Genomic DNA, 25,699 nt, shown 5'->3' on the forward strand with positions numbered 1-25,699 from the left:
TCTATTTATCTATGGCTTTTGTTCAGTGGTTAACGCATTCAGGATTAAACTCTCTCTGAGTTTAATCGTCGGCGCATTAAACCGATTATGTTGCATTACGGGCATTTTGCTGCGAATGCTGTGCACCTCGGTTAAATCGATATCGGCATGTACCCAACCCGTACCGGTTGTTCGCTCGGCAATGATGTTGCCCCAAGGGCCAATCACCATACTTTGCCCCCAAGTTTCACGACTACCTTGGTTATGGGCTCCCCACTGGGCAGCGGCTACGATAACGCATTGAGTCTCAATAGCTCTGGCCTGCAATAACACTTGCCAGTGGGCTTCTCCGGTGACCTTAGTAAAAGCCGAAGGCACGGTAATGATCTCGGCTCCAGCGAGGCGCATTGCCCGAAATAAGTCAGGAAAGCGTAAATCATAACAGATGGATAGGCCAATTTTGCCAAAAGGTGTATCGATAACACTGATATGATCGCCGGGGCAGAAGGTTTCACTCTCGCGGTATTGCTTAGTGCCGTCGGCGACATCCACATCAAACAGATGCAGTTTATCGTAATGCCCTAAGGTATCACCTTTGTCATCAAACAGATAACAACGGCTATAGACACGTCCATCCTCCGCCAGCGCAGGAATCGTCCCTGCCACCATAAACACCCGATAGCGCGTAGCTAAGGCACTTAAGGCAGATTTTAACGGACTGTGATGACTATCACCCGCATAGGCTAGTTGCTGGCTCTCATGGCCACCAAACAATAAACTGCATTCGGGTAACACCACCAAATGAGGAGAATTATCGCCCCACTGTTGCCGCTCCTGAGTTAATTCCTCAAGCTGCGATTCGATAAACAACAGGTTCGCGCTGACGTCGCGGCTGCTCTGGCATTGCAACAAGCTGATGCGCATGGCTCTCTCCTTGAATTTGTTTTATCGGCAGAGCAACTTTGGAATTTACTGGCTCAGCATTGGGTTTACGAATATCTGTGGCTGGCTGTTCAATCTTTTCCTTAGATCCGACTTTATTTTGCTCAGTTTTTGCTTCAGATTCAGTCTGAGGTGCTGGCATGGTTTTATTTACCGCAGCCCCATCAGTCTTAGGCTTATCGCCCTCTGCTGTGGCAGGTAACTCGCCGCCAACCATGGGTAAAATCGACTCGGGGATTTCAATCTCTTTACTCTTACGCTCAAGCTCCTCAACCACAGGATCTGACATCGTGCCCGTGACTCGAAAACGGATTTCAGAAATCACCTCAATCACAGGTTCAAGTACTTTGGTTAAGGCAAACGCACCAAGCCCTAGCGTCCAAGCACTGGTGCTCAGCAGCACCACAGTCGGAACACTGGAGGCTAATTGCGGCACAAAGCGGATATCGTAGTTTAAGCTTTCGCTGGTGAGATCCGTATAGCCGCGCACCTTCATATTGCCCGCAATCGCATCCATTTCAGTGTCTGTCGTTTTCACCACGCCATTATCAATTTGCAGATTGCCAGTAAAGGAGTTGAAGTACATCCCTTGCCCAAACACATCACTGAAATCTAATGATAATTTACGTATTAATGAATCGAGACTAAACAGCGAGAAAATCCGCGCGCCCTTATCACTCACTTGGGATAAATGACCCTTGCCTAACTCAAATTTGACCTTACCGTTCAAGGTTTCGAGGGAAAATGCATAGGGTGCACCTTGCCAAGCAAGATCGGCATTCACTTTTAATGGTGCTTCGTCTACCCCCGGATTTATACCAAGCTGATCACTCAAGTGGTGAAATTGGCTAGCAGTTAAACTGACGGATAACTCGGTTTGGTTTTGACCATTCTGCTGTTGCCAAATACCGTTACCCTGCAGGGAAACTTCAGGCGTCGTCAAAGACAGTGTCTGGATACGGTAGCCAGAGGCTTGCGGACTCGCTTGCACCACTAACTTGCCAAATGGTTTATCGAAAAAGCGAAAATCGTCCACATTCACCGCGACGGGTGGCAAGTTTGTCAGCACCTGATCCGCCGCAAAATCGGCTTCACCTTCGGACTTCACTTCAGGCGAAAAATAAAACTTGCTGGCGGCCACTTTAAGACCCTGTGTCATCCAATTAGGATAAAAATCAATAGTTCCTTCAAATTCACTGGCTTTAGCATCAAAACGCCAGCCATTGTCGTTAGGGTTGGCGCTCAGTCTTAAATCTGTCAGTCCCTGTCCCAGTAAATCAAATTTGCCGATATTGGCGTCTATCCCAACAACGGCAGGGAACAGAGCGGAATGATCTGCCTTTTCGACTAAAATACCAGTACGGACGGGCTTGTTATCAGTACCGATAAAGGCATTAATCACGGGTAGCCAATGGGCTAACTTACCACTGGTTACATCGATCTTAATGTGTCCAAGCTCGGTATTGGGCACCTCGGTAGCCTCGAAGAGTCGCCCTAATAGCAGATCAAAATAACTGAATTGCGTGCCTTTTTCAGCCTCAAAGCCGCCAATAAACTCAGCCTGTTTATCGAGTTTGACCCTGAGGATTGCGGCTTGCTGATCGCCGGAAAACTCGGCCAGTAAGGGCCTAGGCTCATCCGTCGGCTTAGCAAAGACGCCTGGTAATGTTAAACTTGCGCCCACCAGATCTGAGCCTAACTTGGCTTGAATTTGATAGCCTTGCTCATCGAATACCATGCTCAAATTGCCGCCCCACGCGACCTTACCTTGGTAAAAACCACTCAGTGGATTATGGAGTTCTTGAGGTAAGCGACTGAGATCCCAACGGCTTTTCATATCTACATTCAGCGTGAAATCTTTACCTTCGGGCTTAGTTGCAAAGCTAAACTCCAAGGGCTGCTCAAATAGGCGTGACTTAATACCTTGGCCTTCAACGACTTCATTAGCAAACTGCACTGTGCCCGTAACGGCTTTCAGTTGTAACCCAGGCTGGGCAATAAAAACTGGCGTATTATCAAACACAATTTGACCACGAATATCCTCGGCCTCTCCCTCGTACAAGGGGATACTGATGTCTAAGTTACCCCCTACCGCGCCCTGAACCTGCACAACTTTTAAGGTCTCGCCCACCGTATCTGCAAGGGGAGATGCCTGTAACACTTTCGTCGCCGCACTGCCGTCGGTGACGAGGTCTGCCTGAATTTTTAACAGGGAACGCTCACCCAGTTCAGGAATAAACACATGGGCACCATCGGCCACCACATTCATCAGTTTGCCTTGGTTGACCCAGATATCCATACGGGCATTTTCAAATAACGCATCAAGAGAAAGATCTGTGACCGCAGGCCAATCAGGTTGGAATTGGTATTCGGCATTGTTTAAGGTAAATGCCGCTTGGAACACGCCACTATTATCCTCAAAGGGGAAGCTCGATAACGCCCCCTGCCACAATACTTGCGCATTTTGACTCTGTCCAGCTTTTATCGCGCTATCAAGATACTCGGCCAGTGACTCACCCATGGCTTTAATCGGGAAGTATTTATCTGCATTAGCAGCATTTTTGACTGCAACATTAGCAGCGAGGGACAAACTGGCTGCAGTGCTAAAATCCAGTTTTAGGGCGGCAGAGAGGCCAAGGTCATCGTTTACAAGCTGAACATGGGGCATAGATAAAGTCGCACGCTTAGTATCAAATGCACCAGTTAATTCAGCGCCTTGGAACACTAAGGGAGCTGAAAATTCATCGCCAAAATCGAGGGTATAAGTTTGCTCGGGGAGCGAAAAAACTAACGTTTCATCCTGCCATTGCAACTTAAGATCTAAGGGCTGGGTATTGGGTATTCCCTCCACCTTCTGCCAGTGTAATTGCTTGACGCTAGTACTTGCTAGCAAAGATTGATCGGCAGCTTGATAGAGGCGAATAGGCCCAATGCTGCCCTCGGGCGCGAGATGGAACCATTGCTCAAGTACGGCTAAATCGACACCGGGGAAAAGCGGCAACAATGGAAACAAGGTCGGTAAATCTACACGGCTCACATAGGCATACAAAGCATCATTTTGTTGTTTCGCCGCTAATTTTAGTTCAGGCCAATGCTCACCATTAGTGACAAAATCTAAATCGGCGCTACTGATCTCCCAACCTGTCGCCTTGGGCTCCCAACGGATACTACCGGATTGGATTTCAAACTTTTGTGGCTCTCCTTGCATCGACCACTGCAACCAACTGGGCTCAAACTGCACCAGACCAGAACGTATACTGCGATGGGCAACATCAAACCATGCCTTGAGATTCACTATGCCCTCTAGGGGCAGCTTTTTGCTTGGGTCATAGGGATTAGGTTGGCGTGATGCCCATTCGCCTAAATCGAGTGACTGAGCCGCCAAATAGATTTGTCCCTTCAGCGTATCGGGCGCAGTCGCATCACCAGTAATATCAAGCTGGAGACTGAGGGATTCCTTTACCATGGCATTGTTATCGAGGTAAATCTCCCCCGTACCGCGATGTTGCATGTCGCTATTACGCCAATTAAGGTGGCGAATATGGATGGGTCGATATTCATGCTGCAAGCTCAGTAGCTGCACCGAGGCATCCGCCAGCGAGAAACGCTCAAGCTGTTTTAGCAGTAACTTATACAACCAGTCGGTTTGCGTGGATTGTCCAGAGACTCGGCCCGTTGTACTGCCAGACAATTTATCCATATCGAGGGCGATATGAACACCTTCAAAATTCACATCTTCGATGCGCGGACTGGTGGTCAGCAAAGACTGCCAAAAATCCAACTTGATTTGAACTTGCTTCACTAACACTGTGACGGGTAATTTTTCCTGCGGCGGGATCACTAGGTCATCAATGGTTACCGCGGGGCCAAAGGCCTGCCACTGGGCAGATAACTCACCCACCTGAATATTGATCTGATATTCACTTTTTACATACTCAACTAACTGCTGGCGAACCTCATCGACCTGAGGCAATAGTCCTCGGATCAAGCTTACCGTCAAGGCAAACAAGACTAAGATCAGCGCCAATAGTTGCCAGCAAAAACGGCTTAGTTTTTTAGCAGTAAAAAGCGTTGCCACTACATCATCACCACGTCGTATTTATGCTGGGAATACATAGGTTCATTTTGCAGACGAATACGTTTACCGATATAGACCTCAAGCTCAGCTACTAGATGACTTTCATCACCACTTAAGCTGTTATACACCGCGGGCGAGCAATACAGTAAAAACTCATCAGCATCATAGGCTCGATTTAGGCGGATAATTTCACGGAATATCTCATAAGAGACCGTTTCGACTGTTTTCATACTCCCCGTCCCCTTACACGCAGGGCACTCGCCGCACAGCACATGCTCTAAACTCTCGCGGGTGCGTTTGCGGGTCATTTCAACTAAGCCTAAACCTGAGAAACCACTGACATTAGTTTTAACCCTGTCCTTGGCTAACGCACTGTTTAAGCTATTGAGTACACGGGTTTTATGCTCGTCACTCAGCATATCGATAAAGTCGATAATGATGATGCCACCGAGATTACGCAGCCTAAGTTGCCGCGCGATGGCTTGGGTGGCTTCGAGATTAGTGTTAAAGATGGTTTCTTCAAGATTGCGGTGGCCAACAAAGGCACCCGTGTTGATATCGACCGTGGTCATGGCCTCGGTCTGATCGATAATCAGATACCCACCCGATTTGAGCTCTACCTTGCGACCGAGGGCGCGCTGGATTTCATTCTCAACATCGTAGAGATCGAAAATCGGCGCAGGGCCAGAATAGTGCTCAATCTTGTCGGCGATTTCCGGCATAAACTCTTGAGCGAAGGCTTGCAGCTCGGCAAAAGTGCGCCGCGAATCGACTTGAATGCGATCTAATTCCGTCCCGACAAAGTCGCGCACAATCCGTACAGGCAAAGCGAGATCTTGATAGAGTAACGCAACACCACGGCGCTGACGACGCTCTGAGACTTTAGACCAAACTCGACGCAAAAAAGCAGCGTCCTGCGCGAGCTCATCCTCACCTACGCCCTCAGCGGCGGTGCGGATAATAAAGCCACCGTCTTCATCGACGAAAGGCAGAGTGATTTTTTTAAGACGACTGCGCTCTTCTTCCTGCTCAATCCGCTGGGACACCCCAATATGGCTGGAGCCAGGCATAAAAACCAGATAACGGGACGGCAGAGTAATGTCCGTGGTCAGGCGTGCACCTTTAGTGCCGAGCGGATCTTTCACCACTTGCACCATAATATCTTGCCCTTGGCGCACCAACTCTGCGATATCACGAACCACAAAATGGCCTTTCTCGACATCGGCGACACATTCGGTGTGCGGCACTATGTCGGAGGCATGTAAAAAAGCCGCTTTATCTAAACCAATATCCACGAAGGCGGCTTGCATGCCGGGCAGCACACGGCTGATTTTACCTTTGTAAATATTGCCCACAAGGCCACGTTTCATGCGGCGTTCAATATGGACTTCTTGCAGCACACCGTGCTCAACCAAAGCGACACGGGCCTCTGATGGGGTTACGTTAATCAGTAACTCTGAACCCATCTTGCGCTGAATTTTATTCGGATTTAAGCGACCGGTATTCACGACTCACCCCATTAGGGAAATTAAATTAATCTCAGTATGTTATAAGCCTGAAAACCAATAACGCAGAAGAGTTGAGTGTTGAAAACCCAATCCTCTGTATTGCTCCCCATTTGCAAGTCGCCCAATCCGCAGACTAGATAATGCCCGCCTCAGATAAGAGCTGGCGAGTTTCCACTAATGGCAAGCCAACAACACAGGAGTAACTACCATCAATCGACTCGACAAAGCAGCCACCTAAACCTTGGATCCCATAGCTGCCAGCTTTATCCATGGGTTCTTGTGAGGCGACATAGGCATCAATATCCGCATCAGAAAGCACACAAAAACGCACTAAGGTTTCGACTAAACGCACTGCGGTATGGTTGGCATTTGCCAAGGCCACAGCCGTCATCACAGTGTGCGCTCTTCCCGAAAGCGCACGCAGCACTCGCTTGGCATCGGCCTCATCAACAGGCTTACCTAATATTTCATCTTCATGCACGACGATAGTATCAGAACCTAATACAGCAGGCTGTGACATATCTGAGCATAATGCAAGCCCAGCCTGCGCCTTTTCGGCTGCGAGGCGCTGCACATAATCCCGTGGTAACTCACCCGACCTAGGGGTTTCGTCGATATCCGGTGCCACTTGCTCAAAGGTAAAATCACTCAGCCCTAATCCAATATGAGTTAGTAATTCTTTACGGCGCGGCGATGTCGAAGCTAAGACTAAATTCACAACTAACGAACCTTATAATGACGTCGGATACGACGTAAAATCCAAAAAATCCAAGGCCAAAATACTAGGCCCGATAGCGCAGGCAAAAACAGTTCCGCATGGAATGTTGCGCCATCCATAACAAACTCAACCCAATAAACAATCAGGTGGTAGATAGCAATGAGCAGCATCACTACCAGCGACTGCTGCCATTTAGGGAAGTTGCGTAAACGCTGACAATGTAAAATCGCAATATAAATCACTAGCGACATCGCCAAAGAACGTACCCCTAAGGTGGCGCCTAAGAGAATATCGAGAGCCAAACCCATTACCCATGCCGTAAGAATGTTATACCTGTGTGGCAACGCAATGGACCAGTAGATCAAAATCATCAGTAGCCAATCCGGCCGCCAAGCCTCAACAATTGTAGGTAGAGGCATAATTTGGCTTAAGAGTCCGACAAACAAGGTCAGCCAAACCACAATACGTCCATTAGCCGCTTGTAAACTCATTAGTGCACCTCAGCTGGCGGTTGGGTGGTAGCAGCATTCGATGCACCATTGGCATTTCTCGGTGCCGCAGTCGCGTTTGGAACTGTGGCATTAGGAGCCGTGGCGTTTGTGCCCTGCGCTTGAGGATTGGTGGCACCATTACCAGCATCAGGTTTGGCTTCTTCTACCGGATGATCCGCCGCAGGCACAGGGATTTGATTAGGCAAAGTCACGCCCGAGTCAGGTGATGGCCAAATCAGCAGCAGATAACGAATGCGATCAAGTGCCGCCAGAGGCTGAGCCGTGACTCGCGCATAGCTTTGGCCATCTTCGGTAAAGACTTTCATCACTCGTGCCACAGGATAGCCTTCAGGAAAGCGGTTACCTAAGCCTGAGGTGACTAACAAATCGCCCACTCGAATATCGGTGCTCTTAGCCACATGACGCAGCTCAATCTCATCGAGCTCACCCGTACCATTAGCGACTAAACGCACATCGTTACGGGTAATCCGCACGGGTAAACCGTGGGAAACGTCAGACACTAGTAACACTCGGCTGGTCATCTCGCTAACCTGTACAACTTGCCCCACGACCCCCTGCGCATCCACCACCGGCTGACCGACGAAGACACCGCTGCGGGAACCCCGATTCAAGACCACATAGTGATGGGAAGGTTCACTGGCAACCTCCATCACCTCCACCACCATCTTGCGGGAATCCTGATAGGCTGGCGAACCCAGCAAAGCACGTAAGCGTTCGTTTTCTTGACGCAGATGTTCGAAACGCTGTAGGCGTTCACTCATTAATAATTGTTGCCTTAACAGCTCTTTATTTTGCAATGCCAGCATATTGCGGGTCGCAAAACTCTCAGATGACCAATCGAGAATCGCACTGGGTACGCTCGCGAGGTATTGAATAGGGCTTAAAGCAGATGAAAGGGATTCACGGGCAGGCTCAAGACGGTGATTTGCCGCGAGCAAAATCACCGACAGGATAATTGCCAGTGTTAAACGGAACTGGTTCGAAATACCACGAACAAAAATTGGCTTCATAGGAAAGCTAAGGCGGTGATTAGCCGCCCTATACCGAAGTTAGATTAGGTTTCTTCGGAGAACAGATCGCCGCCGTGCATATCAATCATTTCAAGGGCTTTACCACCGCCACGCGCAACGCAGGTCAGAGGATCGTCCGCCACCATGACTGGAATTCCCGTTTCTTGCATTAATAAACGGTCTAGGTCACGCAGCAGCGCACCACCACCAGTTAACACCATGCCACGCTCAGAGATATCAGAGGCTAATTCTGGTGGCGATTGCTCTAATGCCACCATAACCGCACTCACAATACCCGATAATGGCTCTTGCAGTGCTTCTAAAATTTCGTTGCTGTTGAGGGTAAAGCTACGAGGCACACCTTCGGCCAAGTTACGACCGCGAACTTCAATTTCTAACACTTCATCGCCTGGGTAAGCAGTACCGATTGTGTGTTTGATACGCTCAGCGGTAGCTTCACCAATCAAGCTGCCATAGTTACGGCGAACATAGTTGATGATCGCATCATCAAACTTATCGCCACCAATACGCACTGAGGAGGAATATACAACACCGTTCAAGGAGATAATGGCGACTTCAGTCGTACCACCACCGATATCAACGACCATTGAACCTGTGGCTTCAGAAACAGGTAAACCTGCACCGATGGCCGCGGCCATTGGCTCTTCAATCAAATACACCTCACGGGCACCCGCACCCATGGCTGACTCACGAATGGCACGGCGTTCAACTTGCGTTGCGCCAACGGGAACACAGACTAAAACGCGTGGGCTTGGACGAAAAAAGCTGTTGTTATGCACTTGTTTAATAAAATGCTGCAACATTTTCTCTGTCACATAAAAGTCAGCAATCACACCGTCTTTCATCGGACGAATTGCTTGAATATTGCCAGGAGTACGGCCTAACATCTGTTTAGCTTCTGTACCGACAGCTGCTACAGATTTCTGACCAGAGCTGTTACGCTCGCCACGTATAGCAACAACAGAAGGCTCATTGAGGACGATGCCTTCATCACGAACATAAATTAAGGTGTTAGCTGTACCCAAATCGATCGATAGATCATTAGAAAAAATGCCACGCAGCTTCTTGAACATGTAACTAGCCTGTATTCTGTGGAGTCAGAAGAAAAGAAAAATCAGCTAACTTTATCAATGCCACCCTGATTCCACAAGACCGTTGAGGTTAACAATCGCTAATGGAGTGATTTTTTTTTAATTAGGCCGCTCAAAAACACTATTTAATCGAAAAACACGCAATATTGATTAAAAATTCAACAGTTAAAAACCATGTTAAATACAAGTCGGCAACATGCGTAAAACCTGTTTTTTGCAATTTTGCCTTAGCATGATGCTTTGAAATCATGCCCAAAAGATCAGCTCGGCATGATAAATCACCATAGGCTAATTCCAATTCAGCAAAATCGAACTAAAAAACAAGCTAATTCACTTCTCGCCAGTAGATGATTCTGTCATGACCTCGATAACGCCCAAAAAATGCACTGGCACGTGGATCAGATAAGCTACTGGGCGTGACGCCATTCCAGTTCCAATACCACTCTAACCATGTGGGTACATCTAAAGGCGCGGTCACTTGACCACGATATAAAGTGCCGCTTGAGGTCACGGCTCGCCACAGCAAATCAAATTGCCCCGCTTGAAATGCTAAAGATGCACCGGTTCGATTGATACTCTGCCCTGCGGCTAAATCGGGATCAAAGTTGTAGCCAAGGCCAGCATTATCCACCTGCGAACCTAAGCCATAGGTGGCGATAGTGCAGCTATCATCCCCATTTAACACCCAGTTAGTTCCATTCCAATACTCAGCTCTGGTTGGCATTTTGAGGATTTCAGTTTCAGGGCCATAGGTGTTATCCATCACCACGCGGCCGTGACGTAGGATCTGAGTGGTGATTTTTCTCGCATTACAGTTAGTGCAAGTGCCCGTGGATGCCGCATCCATATCTGCTAAGGCCACATAGCTGTATAAGCCATTTGGCCTTGGGTCGTTGTCCATCAATTGCACACCAATATCGAGCAGCTCAAAAGGGCCGTCCTGATACTGATTTGCAGCGATATTTGGCGTCATCCGACTCACGTTCGCCAGGTAACTGCCATCAACAGTTGCCACACCTTGGTTCCAACTTGCCCCATTCACAGGTAAAGCGCTTAAACGGCTCTGCAAATCAACGCCGTTATTATTGTTTTCTCCGACCAATTTGGCACTCGCATAGGAAAATGGCGGGAAGTAGTTCTGCGTCACTACGCCACCGACATTCAAGGCGTTAAGGCTCATCGACATCGGGAAAGGTTGATCCATATAACTAAAGCCGCCACAGGCGGGCAAAACGGAAACATCGCTCACTAAAAATCGGTCGGGCACAAAACGGCCGATATTGGCAGAATAGCCAATCGGAATATTCAGGCTGCTTGCCGTCCCTAAATAATTGGGCGTCGCCTGCGCCGCAATTTGGAATACACCGACTTCACTAATGCTCTGATTACTGATGGTATTAAGGTTACTGGTCTGCGCCGTGTGACTGTAAGATGTCATACCCAGTACACCATCATGGCCGCCATTGGCAATGCTGGGTGCAACCACATAACTCGCAAGTTTCATCTGCGCATCGATAAAGTTAGGTGTGGATAAGTTGCCCGAACAAAAGTCCGTATCGCCATCTTTTTCCCATGCCATGGCTTGTACTGTCATGCCAAAATTTTGTCCCGCTTTACGGTAGGCATTACAGCTCATATCCGCACTTGGGCAGCTGGCGAGCGCATCCACAGCTTTAACGCATAATCCCGCTGGCACACTGACAAACTGGTCAGAGCCTGTCATCACTAGACCTGTATCTTCCCCAGTCCCATCAAGCCTAGCGTCAAGTTGAACTCGCCCAGCATCGGGGTAATTAATCTCAAGGGAGGCCACGCCATTAGTAAACCGCAAAGGAATTTGAGTTCGCAAGGTTTGGGTTTTGCCAATTGCCGTTGTTGCCCCCGTTGAATTCCCCTTAATCGTTATCGCTTGCTGCAAAGCGCTCGGAATGGATGACGGGGAAACATAAGTGCTCCAAAAACCGACATTTTTCGTCGCATTCCCAAATGCGGGAACACATTCAAGGCTTGAATTGGACTTTCTCACCGCAGAAATATTGATAGAGGTGGGCTTATTCGCCAACTTATCAGGGACATCGAAAATAAACCCACTCTCTGCAAAGCTCAACGTGCAGGAAGCCGTATTTAACGGGCCAGAGCCTTTACGGCAAAGTGTATTACTCCCTGCAATGGTGGATGGGATAGAGCTACTCACACCAATGGTTACAGGAGGCGTGGTGACATTATAACGAAGGCTGGCAGTTGCTAAGCCGTTGACAAAATTGACACTCTGAGTATTCACCCCACCCACATACCAAGCGCCATTAGCATTGGGATTTAACGATAATTGCGCCGTAACGGGATCGGTAAATAGCTGACTACAATTAGCATTTGCACAAGCACGAATAGCCATCGTTTCCGCTTTACAGGTCAACGGTGAGCTCGAATAATCAAATTCGAAATGATGCACTTGCTGACCTACGGGGCGAGATTTTAGGGCGCACACCTTAAAATTATCGATTTCATGGTTGTTGTTGGCGCCGCCAGTAGAGCCAGTAAAAGACAAGTAAAAATCTTCAGGCACTGCGCCTTGATTAGATATCGCTCTGGCATTAAATGCCGGAACCAGTACTTGATACCCTTGCCCATTACGCACATCACGTTCAACTGAGACCCAAGCTTGGCTAGGAATAGTTGAATCAACCTTAATCCGATATTTATGATTGGGCGCCGCAGTTGACGTACTACGAACGTCAACTCTAGGATTTAAATTCGCTGCTGTACCAGCTAAATACTTGTAGTTTGCCGCCGCAGATCCACGTAATGTAATAGATTGAGGTCTGAAATAAGGAGCTGTTGCCGGTCTTCCGACCTTCCCTTCATTGGAATCTGAAAAGTTACCATATTCATCCAATCCCACCCCAAGCCAGCCACCCGCAAAACCAGGCGTACCATCATTACGTTGTGCATATCCAAGCGCACCACCAAAACTACCGGGTTGAGGCGTGACCGCCGCATCGGAGAGAATGACCGCAACCCCATCACCACCCGTTCCTGAAGATGGCGACCACGCATAATAATCAAACTCGACCGTCACTAAGTTATTTTCTGCAGGAAATAGCCGCTGAAAGGTACTTGCGGTTGCTTGGTTCCCCGATGCGGGGGTAATTCGAAGTCGATTACTGACAATACTCGGCGGAGTTGAACTCCCCAGCACTTTTATCGCCCAATCATTTCCAAGGCTTGTGCGTGAAAAATCATCAGTAAAACATTCAAGGGCTGGACTGGTGTCATAAATCACTTTGGAATTTGAAAACATACGCACATTTTGTGCACTTAAACGACCAGTCAAAGTTGAGCGATTAAATAACGTAGCATCACCAGCAACGTAGAAACTGCCTTGTACTTTAGAATCTGTTTGCAATTCCAATTCTCTACCAACATAGATATCTGTAGTACTCGAAGCATTAAATACTGATGTATCTGATGTTGTAAAAGTACCTCTCACATAAAACTGAGTATTGCCTGTACCAATGATATTAATCGCACCTAAGCTAAGATTAAGATCACCATCTATGATATACGTTTTTCCCGCCCTTAATGTCATTGTGCCATTCTGGTAGAATGTCACGCTTTTAAACACATAAACATCATAGGTGTCAGAAACAGTGACGCTACCGCCATTGACTTCAACATTACCGATATCCCAGCGAGTTGCATCAAACTTGGCGCCATATCCCAAAGTGACACCCAGCTCCACCGATGGTGTTGTCCAACTTGCCACTGTTGAATTACTGTTAATAGAACTATTTGTTTTATCAAGTATATCGGGAATAGCCTTGGCTAAACTTGGAATTCCACTGACTTTACACTGACCAATACCACACGAAGAATTATTCACTCCGTTAGGTTTGGCTTTTTTAAAACACACATCTAGGTTGTCATAATTAACAACCATAGATTGGTTTTGCATTTCTAACTGCCCATTAGAATTAAAACTCTGTATTGGGCCAGGAAATACGCTGCCACAATCAATCGCTGCATGTGAAGACATCATTGTCATTAGCAATATTGTCAACACGGAAAATAATTGAGTACCAATCCCAAATGCTCTAACCACGGGCTTCTACCTCTACTTGACGGCTAACACGGGTTTCACCACTTTCGCACACCGCTTTGCTATTGATCCGATATTGAGTGACAGCGCCAGCCGCATGCGCGGAGCAACTTACCCCAACACTACAAGCATGAAAGCCAACCACATTAGGCGGTGTCCAAGTGCTTGAAACACTTGCGCATGTTGGAATAAAGTTTGCCGCCGCATTCAGCGGAAATAATTGCGCCAATGCAGCATCAGCACCACTGTTTGCCGCTGCGAGGGCACGGGCGCCCCAAACCTCTTGAGTTAATCCGGTATCCGCATCTTCAACAATATTGATTAATGCAGCAGCCAATAAAAACATCACCGTAATAACAAAAATGCCGATGACTAAAGCGCTGCCGCCTTGGCGGTGAGCGGGGTACGGGCAATATGCTGAGCGTGATAGGCTAACTAAGTTAAGGGACATTGATCACCTGCACTTGATGTCGATACTGAAATGTCTCGCCATTAACATTAAATCGTGGCTGTAGGTGCACCATCGCATTATTCACTAGACTCGACGGCGTTAAAATCAACGGTAAATCAGCACTATTGGTTAAGGCATTTGCGATACCTTGTGCCATCAACACGCCAGAGCCCATATCCGCAGGTACTGGCTGGCTAGCATTCAATCCATAACCAGTATAACGCTTTAGAATTAACTCATTACTGGATGACGCCTTTTCAAAACAATAACTGACGGGGGCAGAAGCAAAATAGATCCGTTGCCGAGGAGAGGCTTCGGCAAATCTCGCATTAGCGGTAAAGGTTAAAGTCACTTGATTTGCCGCGGTGCTAATGCTGTTTATTTGCGCCCGTTTTTGCCTCGCGCTGTTATACACATCGCTATCGGTTAAGGGATAAATCCACACATATTGGTTAACCGCAATCTTGCTGCTCACATTGTCTAAAATTACACTCCCAGTTAACGCTGCCGCGCTCGGCGCAATCGGCATTGCTAAATAGGTGGTACTCGCCTCAATGGGGACAAACTCCACACATTGATAGGTGAGATTATCGCCATTAAGTCGCACACTGTTAGGCAGCGCGCTCCTTAATTCACGGGTTATACGCTCGACGGCAAAACGGCTTTGACTTAACACTTGGTCGACCGAACTCGACTCCACAAAAATCCGCGTGCCAAAAATAATAAAACTGCTCACTCCGACCACAAGAATACCTAAGATCAGGATCACTGTGACCATTTCAACTAAGGTAAAACCCTGCGTGTATAGACGCTTATTCTTCATTGATAAAGAGCGCATTAGTAATTGCTCCTTACCAGATTGTAAGTGATCACTTCGTTATCTGGCGTGGTGACATTAATGGTCACTAACTTGGTATTAGGCGCGGCCCCATAAGCAACAGTCACACTTAGTTGATAGTTGGGATACGCCTCTGCATAAGTTTGGCTGGAATTAAGCATAGTGGCATTTTGGCTTAAGCCGTTATAGTCATCCACATCGTTAAAGTCGTTGCGCCCCTCTCCCGCCTCTGGCCCTAAGACGGCCGAGCAACTACTGCCTAATGGACTCCCACAAGCCGGCACTCCGCCATTGGCATTGGTATTTTGATCGTAACGTTTACCCCAAATCTCATTCATTACCGAATGGGCCAGTTCAGCACTTTTTACTCGATGTAAAGTCTTGGCCGCGCGATCCGCTTGGGGAAATAACATGCTACTAAGCATTACGATAGCAATGGCAATCACCAGCATGCCGACCACGAGTTCGATTAGGGTAAAACCCTGTTGTAGCTTGCCGTTTGGGGATGTTTTTATTAATGCTTTGTCCAATAACTGCCAAGGATTAATTAGCATAAATATAACCTTCGCTGGAAATGTTAATGACCAGAGTATCGTTGGCAATCACTTTAATGCACGAGCCATTACAAGCCAGCGAAGGCCTACCATTAATATCAAAATCAAGATTAAAACTATTTGCGTTATTACTAGTGAGCGCCAACTGCGCACCACCTTGAAAAGCCTGGGTATATAACGGATTAGGTGCCAGAGCCGCACCTGTGCAACCAGCACTATTACGGCTTGCAAACTGGCTCACTTGATAGCCCGTTGCTGAAACGACAACGCGGTAACATCTATCAGTATTATTTAAGGCTTTTTGCTGAACTTGGCGCAGCTCAGCCATAAATTCATTGCGTAGGCTAAAGGCGCTGTAGGATGACTGGCTAAATAAGCGCGGCAATACCGTCACCGATAGAATCCCAATTAGGATAATGGTGGTCACAAGTTCGACTAAGGTAAATCCAGCCTGTTTCGCCATCAAAAAGTAGCCATTGTTGATATAAGGTTCTAGGTTCTAGGTTCTAGGTTCTAGGTTCTAGGTTCTAGGTTCTAGGTTCTAGGTTCTAGGTTCAGTTTCTGCCAACATGATTATTAAGGCAAATATTACCCCTAAACAAAAGAAATAATTAGCTAATTCATTTTATTAAAGGGGACAAACTCATAGATTACTGGCCTAAAAAAAAGGCCTGCTAGGCAGGCCTTTACGTATAACTAAAATTAACAAGCCGAAGCTGCTGGTGTTGCAGTAAATGTTGGAGCTGCTGTTGCTGTAGCAGGTGTATATTCAATAAAACACGTTGCTGGCGCACCTGCCTGCCAGAACTTAGCTTTACCTGATGTAGTTGTAGTATCTACGACCCAATCAGTTGTAGCACCAGTCGGTGTTGTACCTTCGCTGATAGTAATATCCAATGAATTTTTAAAGTTATTTAGAGAAGCTCTCATATAACCATAGTCGGTAGTGACTAATACAGCAGTACTAGGCGTAGCTGTAGCATCTCCGCTTAAAACAACAGATTGGTTTGTTCCTTTCTCTAAACCTGCAAGCGCTGCTTTTGAATAGACTAAAGTATTCGCTCCTTGGATCGAGGCCTTTAGACCATTCAGCGCAGACACTCGCGCATCACCTTGCAAATTAATAAACTTAGGTGCTGCAGTAACAGCCAAAATGCCTAAAATAATAATCACAACCACTAATTCAATTAATGTAAAACCACTTTGCTTTTTCATTCTTTAAGACTCCATTAACACGCAGTAGCTACAACGTTATACACAGGCAATGTGGTACTCGTTGCTGGTGTATATTCTAAACGACAGGAATCCGTGTCTTTCTTTCCCTTAGGAACAATAATGAAAGATGTCGCACTTTTATACACAACGCCAAAGTCATTCACTGTACCAACTGTATCAGTTGCTAAGGCATCAAACTTCATGTCCAAAGCATTTTCTAGGTTAGTTTTCACAACAGCAGAACTAGTAGCACTGTTGAGGTATCCATAATCAGTCGTAACATCAACGCCAGTTGCAATAGTTACAGTCTGAGCAGCGGCTTTTTCTTTACCTGCAAGAGCAGCCTTTGAATAGATCAATGTGTTCGCACCTTGTAAGGCCGCTTTCACACCCTCAACTGTTGATTTACGCGCATCTGATTGAAGATTAATAAACTTAGGTGCCGCTGTGACAGCAAGAATACCTAAGATAATGATCACTACTACTAACTCAATTAAGGTAAAACCTTGTTGTCTTTTCATCATTAACTACCTGTGTAATAACAATTCTAAATACCTAAATTTCACGCCAGTGCAATTAAGGCGTAAATGGTGTTTGAGTAAAACTTAATACTTTGCCCGTACCAGGATTATAAACTACTCCTTTTGCACCTGTGGTAGATAAGTCAGGGGCTGGAGAGGGTACACCCGTTGTTTGGTTTAACACCAGCGAGGCTACTTGGTGATAAACACATAAATCTAAACCGCTCACTGCTGCGCCGGTAATCGAATTAGCACTGCCACCCGCACCATCAATCACACGTACTGTATAACGTTGATTTCGCGCATCTTGCGAATAGAGCACATTACGTGGCGCACTTTGCAATACCGTATTGAATACCTGCTGACAGCTCGCATCTGTCATGGCCGTAGCATCGGTACCCGATGTCCCTGTGGGATAACCAAAACGTGGGTCGAGGGATACTGAGGTACCGTCTAAGATCACACTGCTATTTTGGCGACCATCGACTTCCCATTGTGAACGCACAAAACTTACGGCTGTGGATAAACCACCAGCCACACCGTCCACACTGGCATCTTCAGCATCATCGGTGACATTTAAAAAACGTGGGATAGCTGTTGCCGCAAGCAACCCCAAAATTACGATCACTATGACCAGTTCAATCAATGAAAAACCATTTTGCTTAGTCTTCATTAGTCTCTCCCTATCTTGATGAAAGTCCATTCTAACAGCTAAATCAGTTTAAAAAAGCCCGTTACTTAACAATATTTTAGGATGACGTCAAAAAAATGACCCTGCCAGAATTTAGTTGATAGCCGATACTATCGCCATTTTGTGAGCGATAACGGCAGCTATTATCCTTACTAAAATAGGCACCCATTAAGGTATTTTCCGCTAGATCTTGCCCCATCAATTGTTGCCATAGCGCCTGACAACCTTGGTCATCAAATTGGCTAGGTTGCGGCCAGCCCTGCACGCCCATCGCCACAAACGTTTGCTCGCTATTTGTACTTTGCTCGTTAAACACTTCCCAATTTAGTCGCATTTGCTGTGGTTTGCCAAGGGATAACCATTGGGAGCGCACCATAGCTAACACATTTAAGAAACGCGTATGCTCCAACTCCAGATTACGGACGGCAAGTTGTGGCACTGTGGAAAAATAGTTAACCCCAATCACCGCGAGAATAACCAAGATCAAGGTCAAGCTAACGAGCCGACCATACACACGTAATAGATCGCTTTCGGCCTTCTGTTGGCTCTGCATCTATTTGATCCTGATAGCATAAAGCATTACTTACCACCTTTGACCACATTGAGCATATCCCACATGGGGAGATAAATACCCAAGGCTAATATCAATACAATTACGGCCACGATCCCAATTAAAATCGGCTCTAACTTAGCGGTAAGATTTTTAAGATCGTAGTCGACCTCACCTTCGTAAAAATCGGCGGCATCATTTAGTAGCTGGTCAATTTGTCCGGTTTCTTCACCAACGGCGACCATTTGCAACACCAATGGTGTAAATAACTTGCTCTGATTCGATACCCTCAGCATAGATTCGCCGGATTCGATGCCGCGGCGCATACCAACAATTTTGTCGTGCATATAGGCGTTATCCACCGCATCCGCCACAAGGCTCAGCGCCTGTGTCATCGGCACGCCCGCGCTTAACATCATCGAAAAACTGCGGCAATAACGGGCAAGGGTCGAACGCTCAATAATCGAACCCACTGCGGGAATATGTAATTTCCACTTATCCCATTGTTTTTCACCTTTTTCCGTATGGTGCCAATAACGGATCCCAATGATGGCGCCAAGCAACATCACTAACATCAAAGGCCAATAGTTAACAAATAAGTTAGAGGTGCCAATCAGCACCTTGGTCGCCCAAGGCAAATCGGCACCGAAACGGGAAAACATTTCGGCAAATTTGGGGATCACCATGATATTTAAGATCACCATCGCCAAACCAATCGCAATCAATACAAAGATCGGATAACGCATCGCGGCCTTAATCCGACGGCGAGTTTCCTGCTCACGCTCGATATAGCCCGAGAGCTGAATAAAGGCATCCTCCAACTTACCTGTGTTCTCCCCCACATGCACCATAGAAACAAACAGTGAATCAAACACATCAGGATGTTGGTTCATGGCAGATGACAACGGGCGACCCGCGGTAAGCTGCTCAGAAATATCATTAAGCGCATCCTTCATCCGTTGGGAATGCGCGGTTTCAGATAAACCGGCAATGGCCCGCAAAATCGGGATCCCCGAACGCGTGAGTGAATACATTTGCCGAGTAAAAATTTGTAATTCATCTAAACCGACTTTACTACCAAAGAGCTGCGTCAGTGAAAATGACTTCGTCACCTTTGCCGCTTTTACTTCCAAAGGAATAATGCCGCGCGCTAACAACATATCAGCTGCCGCACTTTCGGAGGCAGCATCGAGCTGACCCGTTACGGCTTGACCTTGCCCACTGCGTCCACGGTATTGATAAACCGGCATAATTAGGCCTCGACGCCTTGCTGACTAATAATATCCCGTGAGAGTGGCACTTGAGATTCACTCACATCCTCTACCAGCTTAGCCACCTCTTCAATGGTCGTCATACCCTCACTTAAATATTGCAATGCCGATTCAACTAACGGAGTAAAGTTCGGGCTTTGTAGTGCTGCGCGGGCAAAATCCTGCGGATTGCCAGTGCGCATGGCATCAATCATTTTTTCATCCAGTTCGAGGATTTCAAAAATACCGATACGGCCACGATAACCACTGCCATTACAGCTCTGACAACCCGTGCCAATACGGAAATTCGCATGGGTAAAATCTTGGCGGCTCACGCTATTTAACCACGCTTTTTCCTGCGCAGTAGGCTGATATTCTACGCCGCAGTTATGGCACACACGGCGCACTAATCGCTGGGCAATAATCACTCTTAAGGCACTGGCGACTAAATAACTGGCGGCGCCCATATCGAGTAAACGTAGCGCGCTGGTCACCGCATCATTGGTGTGCAAAGTGGATAACACAAAGTGACCCGTAAGTGCCCCCCTCAGGCCAATTTCAACGGTTTCTTGGTCGCGCATCTCCCCGACCATGATAATGTCTGGGTCTTGACGTAATGTGGTGCGCAGTACGTTCGAAAAATCCAGTCCAATCTTATGGTTTACTTGGACTTGGTTGATCCGTGGCAGTTGGTATTCGACCGGATCTTCTACGGTGATAATCTTGCGATCCGCGGTGTTGAGCTCACTTAAGATGCCATACAAGGTGGTGGTTTTACCGCTACCCGTAGGGCCTGTTACCAGTAACATGCCGTGCGGACGTTTAATCTGCTTACGAATACGCGCCAAAATATGCGGTGGCATACCCGTTTCGTTTAAGGTCAACAGCCCTGCAGATTGATCGAGCAAACGCATTACCACGGATTCACCGTGGTAAATCGGCATGGTCGACATCCGCACATCAATTTTGTGGCCTTTAATTTCCATATGGAAACGCCCGTCCTGCGGCAGACGTTTTTCAGAAATATCGAGGCCCGCCATGAGCTTAAGACGCAGAACCAAGGCTGCGGCGATATTAACCTCATTTAGTATGGTCTCATGTAACTGACCATCGATCCGCTGACGGATCCGCAGCACCTTTTCCCCTGGTTCGATATGAATATCCGAAGCACGCATTTGCACCGCATCTTCAAAAATAGACTGAAGTAGCTTAACGACTGTGGTTTCATTATCACTGTCGCTCGAAGTTAAGCTTGCCAAATCAAACATTTTATCGGCGGCGTATTCCTCTTCTAGCTTGCCAGCAATTTGTGCGATCTGGTCGGTGCGGCGATAGAGGTTATCGAAGGCTTGCAGTAACTGCTGCTCAGGCGCGACCGCGACACTGAGCTTTTTAGGCGCGATAATGGTTTCTAAGTGATCGAGCGCCTGTAAATCAGCAGGGTCGCTCATAGCAACCAGTACACTATCGCCCCTATCTTCTACCGCTAAGGCACGAAAACGCCGCGCTTGCACCTCTGGGATAAGGCTTACCACTTCAGCGGGGATTGGGCGTTTGCTGATATCCAGCAGTGGCAAATTTAACTGCTGTGACAAAAATTGCAGTAGTTGAGTTTCGGTAATCGAACGCAGGTCGATCAATGTTCGGCCGAGTTTATGGCCAGTCTTGCGTTGCTCGGCCAAAGCCTGCTGCAACTGCTCTTCGGTAATAATGGATTCTTGAACTAACAGATCGCCCAAACGCATCTTTAATCTGGGTTTCATTGGCTATCTCCTAGTTGTATTAAGCGTTGTTCAATAAAAGCCGTGGCCTGAGTTGATAAGCCGGAATAGCTTAATGCTGTGCGATAGGCTTGGCTGGCTTGAGCGAATTGTTGTTGTGAATCTAGGGCATAGGCCAATCCCAACCACCATTTCGCCTGCTGTGGGTCCTGCTGTAATAACTGGCGGTACGCCTGTTCTACTAACGTAAACTGGCCTTGTTTTTGGGCTAAATCCGTCTGAGCTAACCACTTTTGCCTTGCTAAGACATGGCGTTCAGGGATTTGTGCAAGACTCGCTAAGGCCGAGTCAGTATCGCCCATTGCGTGTTGTATCCTTGCTAATAGTAGATAAAATTCATACTCTTGCGGATACAGTAATCGACCTTGACTGAGCACTTCAGCCGCTTGTGCTAGCTCGCCTTGGCCATAATGTAGTGCCGCGAGTTGTTTGCGCGCCTCATGCAAGCTCGGATCTAACTTAAGCGCCTTATCATAGTAGTCCATAGCTTTGAGCAACTGACCTTGTTTTTCAGCATCGCTCGCCAGCGCCACCTGTTTTTGTGCTAATTGGCTCGGTGAAAGCTTTACTTCCTTGACCGCCATTTGACCAGCCGCCTTGGGTTGAACACTTGTAAACTCTGCCTGTTGGTTGGCTCTAGCTTGGTTTGGTTCAAGAGCGACTTGCGCTGTTTGATTGGAGACAGTTGCATTTGGCTCCATTTGGTAAGCCTTAGCGCTATCGATAGGGCGATTAGTATCTCTCGCTTGAGCCTGCACAACATTTGCCGAAGGCGGATTGACTGCAGAAACAGGGGTAGAAGACTCTTTAGCCTGCACAGGCACACTTTGAGAAGTCGCCTCGAGTGTCGCTTTGTCAGTAGGACTTGGCTGGGCGCCACTGATTTCAAGCTTATCGCTGGCTTGAGTGCTCGTCGACTGCTGCGGCTTGGTTTGCCCAATTTCAGTCGTTGTCGTAATAGAGGCGGCATTCGTTGTAGCCTCTATGGGCACACTTGATTGGGACGATGACTCAAGTTGATAAGCTGACGGAGTTGCAACAATATTCGAAGGAATACTCATCGTTTGTTGCGACCGGTAACTCGATTGAAAGGCATACATAGATAAGCCTCCCACTAACACAGATAGCAAACAAATCACTAACCATTTACGTGACGAGCTTGTCCGCCCTAGGTACTGGGCTTGATTCAGCGTGATATTACTCAGCGAATGCCCCTGCTGGCGCTTGTCCAGATCCTGCAGCATCTTGTTGATCACGCTCATGCGCCATCTCCCGACCACTGCAGGACATTAATCCCCGATAGTAGCAATGCCAACAGTGCAACAGCAAGTACCATAAAAGCGATAGCGAAATAGGTCGACCACTTTTGAACTCTAGTCGGGCTGGCATCTTCGGTATCGCAAATGGCGCCTTTCAAATGGGACATCCGCACCTGCGTTGCACCCTCACCAAAACTTAGCATAAGGGATTTATGGGCTAATATATTGATCAATCTAGGGATCCCACGGGACGCCTGAGCTATCTTGCGGGTGAGCTTTGGGCTAAACAGCGCTTGCCCCGCATGCCCTGCCACCGCTAATCGGTAACGGATATAGGCATCGGTTTCATCCAAGGTTAACGGCCGTAGATTGTAGCTAAAAGTAATACGTTGTCTTAATTGCCTAAAGGCTTGGCGTTTTAATCTTTCATCCAACTCGGGCTGACCAAATAACACCACCTGCAATAGCTTACGACTTTCAGTTTCAAGATTAGTGAACAGTCGCAGGGCTTCGAGACTTTCATCGGGCAACGCCTGCGCTTCATCAAGCACTAACACAATGGCATGACCATGGGCACTTAAGGCGAGCAACTGCTGCTGAATAAGCCCAGTCAACTGTTGCTGATCAATCTCCGCGGTATATTTAAGGCCAAGCTCATTGGCGACCGCCCAGCGCAGCTCAGCGGGAGTTAAATAAGGATTAGGAAGATAGGCACAGTGGAATCCCTGCGGGAGTTCGTTAATCAACTTGCGACAGATTAGGGTTTTACCCGTCCCCACTTCCCCCGTGACTTTAATAAAACCTTCCCCGGTTTGTAGGGCGGTCTGCAGCACTTGCAGCGCCTCTACGTGCGGGGATAGCCCGAAAAAAAATCCGGTATTAGGGGTTAACGAAAAGGGTGTCTGGCCCAGCCCAAAGTGCTTCAAGTACATGAAAAATTATTTATTTTCTGGATACCAACGGTCGAGTAAGGCCTTAGAGCGCTCTAACTCGGTTTTCCAAGTATCATTACCCACCACGGTAGGCTTAAGCATAATAATTAACTCGGTTTTCTTTTTCTGCTTGCTACGGTTTTTAAACAGTTCGCCCACAAACGGAATATCACCCAGCAGCGGCACTTGAGACACCACCTCAATATTTTCACTCTTCATCAGTCCGCCAATCACCACCACATCGCCGGAGGACGCGCGGATGACGGTATCAGACTCGCGGATTTCACTTTGTGCCAAAGGTAATTCTAAGGATTCATTGCTGACTTTGATGTCCTTCGTTTGTTCTTTTACATCAATAACCGATGGGTGAACATGCAGTAATACGTTGCCATCTTTATCGATTTGCGGAGTGACATCCAGCGCGATGCCTGAGAAAAATGGCGTCAATTCCACCTGAGGTGTAGTAACTGGTGTCGTGCCGGCAACCGTGGTAGATGAAACATCGGTAACAAAATACTCATCGGTACCGACTTTAATCACCGCTTTTTGGTTGTTAGAAGCCGTCACCCTTGGGCTGGATAATACGTCCACATCACCTTGGGTATCGAGCAGGCTTATCATGGTATTAAAATCTGAGCCTTTGATGCTCAGCGATGTCACGCCCCCAAGAGAGGAGGTGATTTTATCACTTAAGCCAGTACCCGCTGATGTCCCAAAATTAATATTGGTGTTGCCTACATGACCCAGCACATTATCCCACTGAATACCCTGCTGATAACCGTCCGATAAGGTCACTTCGAGGATCTTCGCTTCGAGGATCACTTGGCGCTGTAAATGGCTCTCTGCCGAACTTAAAAATGCACGCACCTGGCGTAGCTCATTTGGATAGGCGCGAATAGTCACTAATCCCGCCTGCGGGGTCACCACCACTTGGCGGCCGCCGCCCGTGTCACCCACAATGGCGGTTAAGGTTTCTTTTAACTCGCCCCAAAAATCGGTTTTGGTGCGCGAGCGAATAAAGGTGCCATTGGTGCTATCGCTGCTGTTACTGCTAGCATTACTGCCGTTGCTCGAATTGCTATTGCTATTATTTCCACCAGAGTTGCCGTTATTCGAGTTACTATTGCCGCTATTGTTATTTGAGTTGTTATTATCGGAAATTCGGCCCGAACTTACCGAAGTTAACGACAGGCCATCACGTTCCATGTATAAGTAATTTAACGGGAAAGTCTCAGTACGCATCCCAGCAGGGAATACTCGCAAAATACGTCCTTCACGGCTGACTTCATAACCATAAATATCTTCCACCACTTGAATGGCTTCGCTCAGTGTCACCCCTTTTAACGACAGTGAAATGCTGCCCTGCACATCAGGGTGTACCGCCACACTAAAGGGAGTGCCCTGCACGAGACTAGGGAAAAACACCCTCGCATCCACATCATGGGCAGAAACATCGATACGACGCTCAGTCTCCATGGGAGCAGTTAAGCCACCCATTAAAGTATTGGCATTCAGCTCACGCTGCACCGCATCTGGCATAGTGGCTGGCGGGGGCGGCGTTGGCTGGCTCGCGGCCTGCATCGAGGAGGCGGAAAGCGCTTCTTTTGATGCCGTAGGTTGCGGCCTATCTGTTGTTTGGCAAGCCATAAGGCAAAGTGAGAGTAGAGGTGTGAAATATTTAATGGCTGTCATCTGAGTGTTA

21 protein-coding genes are annotated in these 25,699 nt (G+C 47.5%); all 21 read right to left on the reverse strand.

Annotated elements, in window-relative coordinates; genetic code table 11:
• Positions 1-9 precede the first annotated feature (9 nt).
• Positions 10-903: a carbon-nitrogen hydrolase family protein gene (locus H9J30_RS13090; protein WP_240131409.1), complete on the reverse strand. Its 894-nt coding sequence runs from the start codon at positions 901-903 to the stop codon at positions 10-12.
• Entirely contained in the window at positions 827-4,999 is a 4,173-nt protein-coding gene (locus H9J30_RS13095; RefSeq protein WP_240131410.1) for a YhdP family protein, read from the reverse strand. The genes H9J30_RS13090 and H9J30_RS13095 overlap by 77 nt, the downstream gene beginning before the upstream one ends.
• The gene (rng, locus tag H9J30_RS13100) at positions 4,999-6,465 is read right to left on the reverse strand and encodes a ribonuclease G (RefSeq protein ID WP_240131491.1); all 1,467 of its coding nucleotides are present in this window, start codon (positions 6,463-6,465) and stop codon (positions 4,999-5,001) included. Before rng ends, H9J30_RS13095 begins: the two co-directional genes overlap by 1 nt.
• A 175-nt stretch (positions 6,466-6,640) precedes the next feature.
• Complete coding sequence (locus tag H9J30_RS13105) at positions 6,641-7,225, reverse strand: Maf family protein (protein ID WP_240131411.1); 585 nt, start codon at positions 7,223-7,225, stop codon at positions 6,641-6,643.
• Between the two features lie 2 nt (positions 7,226-7,227).
• Positions 7,228-7,716 carry a rod shape-determining protein MreD gene (gene mreD / locus H9J30_RS13110; RefSeq protein ID WP_011073800.1) on the reverse strand — a complete coding sequence of 163 codons (489 nt, stop codon included), beginning with the start codon at positions 7,714-7,716 and terminating at the stop codon, positions 7,228-7,230.
• Positions 7,716-8,747, reverse strand: coding sequence for a rod shape-determining protein MreC (gene mreC / locus H9J30_RS13115; protein WP_240131412.1), 1,032 nt, complete (start codon positions 8,745-8,747; stop codon positions 7,716-7,718). The genes mreD and mreC overlap by 1 nt, the downstream gene beginning before the upstream one ends.
• Before the next feature lie 44 nt (positions 8,748-8,791).
• Complete coding sequence (locus H9J30_RS13120) at positions 8,792-9,841, reverse strand: rod shape-determining protein (protein ID WP_007651015.1); 1,050 nt, start codon at positions 9,839-9,841, stop codon at positions 8,792-8,794.
• A 343-nt stretch (positions 9,842-10,184) separates the two neighbouring features.
• Complete coding sequence (locus tag H9J30_RS13125; protein WP_240131413.1) at positions 10,185-13,958, reverse strand: DUF6701 domain-containing protein; 3,774 nt, start codon at positions 13,956-13,958, stop codon at positions 10,185-10,187.
• Positions 13,951-14,406: an MSHA biogenesis protein MshP gene (locus tag H9J30_RS13130; protein WP_240131414.1), complete on the reverse strand. Its 456-nt coding sequence runs from the start codon at positions 14,404-14,406 to the stop codon at positions 13,951-13,953. Before H9J30_RS13130 ends, H9J30_RS13125 begins: the two co-directional genes overlap by 8 nt.
• Positions 14,396-15,244: a PilW family protein gene (locus H9J30_RS13135; RefSeq protein WP_240131415.1), complete on the reverse strand. Its 849-nt coding sequence runs from the start codon at positions 15,242-15,244 to the stop codon at positions 14,396-14,398. Before H9J30_RS13135 ends, H9J30_RS13130 begins: the two co-directional genes overlap by 11 nt.
• A complete protein-coding gene (locus H9J30_RS13140; protein ID WP_240131416.1) occupies positions 15,244-15,798 on the reverse strand; it encodes a prepilin-type N-terminal cleavage/methylation domain-containing protein in 555 nt (184 codons plus the stop codon). Before H9J30_RS13140 ends, H9J30_RS13135 begins: the two co-directional genes overlap by 1 nt.
• Entirely contained in the window at positions 15,788-16,261 is a 474-nt protein-coding gene (locus H9J30_RS13145; RefSeq protein ID WP_240131417.1) for a type II secretion system protein, read from the reverse strand. The genes H9J30_RS13140 and H9J30_RS13145 overlap by 11 nt, the downstream gene beginning before the upstream one ends.
• Before the next feature lie 239 nt (positions 16,262-16,500).
• Positions 16,501-17,013 (reverse strand): type II secretion system protein, encoded by a 513-nt coding sequence (locus tag H9J30_RS13150; protein ID WP_023266934.1) that lies wholly within the window; start codon positions 17,011-17,013, stop codon positions 16,501-16,503.
• 14 nt (positions 17,014-17,027) lie between these two features.
• A complete protein-coding gene (locus tag H9J30_RS13155; protein ID WP_275679627.1) occupies positions 17,028-17,534 on the reverse strand; it encodes a type II secretion system protein in 507 nt (168 codons plus the stop codon).
• A gap of 55 nt (positions 17,535-17,589) precedes the next feature.
• On the reverse strand, positions 17,590-18,207 hold the full coding sequence (locus tag H9J30_RS13160) for a prepilin-type N-terminal cleavage/methylation domain-containing protein (protein WP_011073808.1): 618 nt from the start codon (positions 18,205-18,207) through the stop codon (positions 17,590-17,592).
• A gap of 76 nt (positions 18,208-18,283) precedes the next feature.
• The gene (locus H9J30_RS13165) at positions 18,284-18,778 is read right to left on the reverse strand and encodes an MSHA biogenesis protein MshF (protein WP_240131419.1); all 495 of its coding nucleotides are present in this window, start codon (positions 18,776-18,778) and stop codon (positions 18,284-18,286) included.
• Positions 18,779-18,804: 26 nt separating this feature from the next.
• A complete protein-coding gene (locus tag H9J30_RS13170) occupies positions 18,805-20,025 on the reverse strand; it encodes a type II secretion system F family protein (RefSeq protein ID WP_240131420.1) in 1,221 nt (406 codons plus the stop codon).
• A 2-nt stretch (positions 20,026-20,027) separates the two neighbouring features.
• Entirely contained in the window at positions 20,028-21,788 is a 1,761-nt protein-coding gene (locus tag H9J30_RS13175) for a GspE/PulE family protein (RefSeq protein WP_240131421.1), read from the reverse strand.
• On the reverse strand, positions 21,785-23,068 hold the full coding sequence (locus H9J30_RS13180) for a tetratricopeptide repeat protein (RefSeq protein ID WP_240131422.1): 1,284 nt from the start codon (positions 23,066-23,068) through the stop codon (positions 21,785-21,787). The genes H9J30_RS13175 and H9J30_RS13180 overlap by 4 nt, the downstream gene beginning before the upstream one ends.
• Positions 23,065-23,997 carry an ExeA family protein gene (locus tag H9J30_RS13185; protein ID WP_240131423.1) on the reverse strand — a complete coding sequence of 311 codons (933 nt, stop codon included), beginning with the start codon at positions 23,995-23,997 and terminating at the stop codon, positions 23,065-23,067. The genes H9J30_RS13180 and H9J30_RS13185 overlap by 4 nt, the downstream gene beginning before the upstream one ends.
• Before the next feature lie 6 nt (positions 23,998-24,003).
• Positions 24,004-25,689 (reverse strand): pilus (MSHA type) biogenesis protein MshL, encoded by a 1,686-nt coding sequence (gene mshL / locus H9J30_RS13190; RefSeq protein WP_240131424.1) that lies wholly within the window; start codon positions 25,687-25,689, stop codon positions 24,004-24,006.
• Positions 25,690-25,699 lie beyond the last annotated feature (10 nt).

This window comes from Shewanella cutis (genome assembly GCF_022410515.1).
GTDB classification, from domain to species: Bacteria; Pseudomonadota; Gammaproteobacteria; order Enterobacterales; family Shewanellaceae; genus Shewanella; species Shewanella cutis.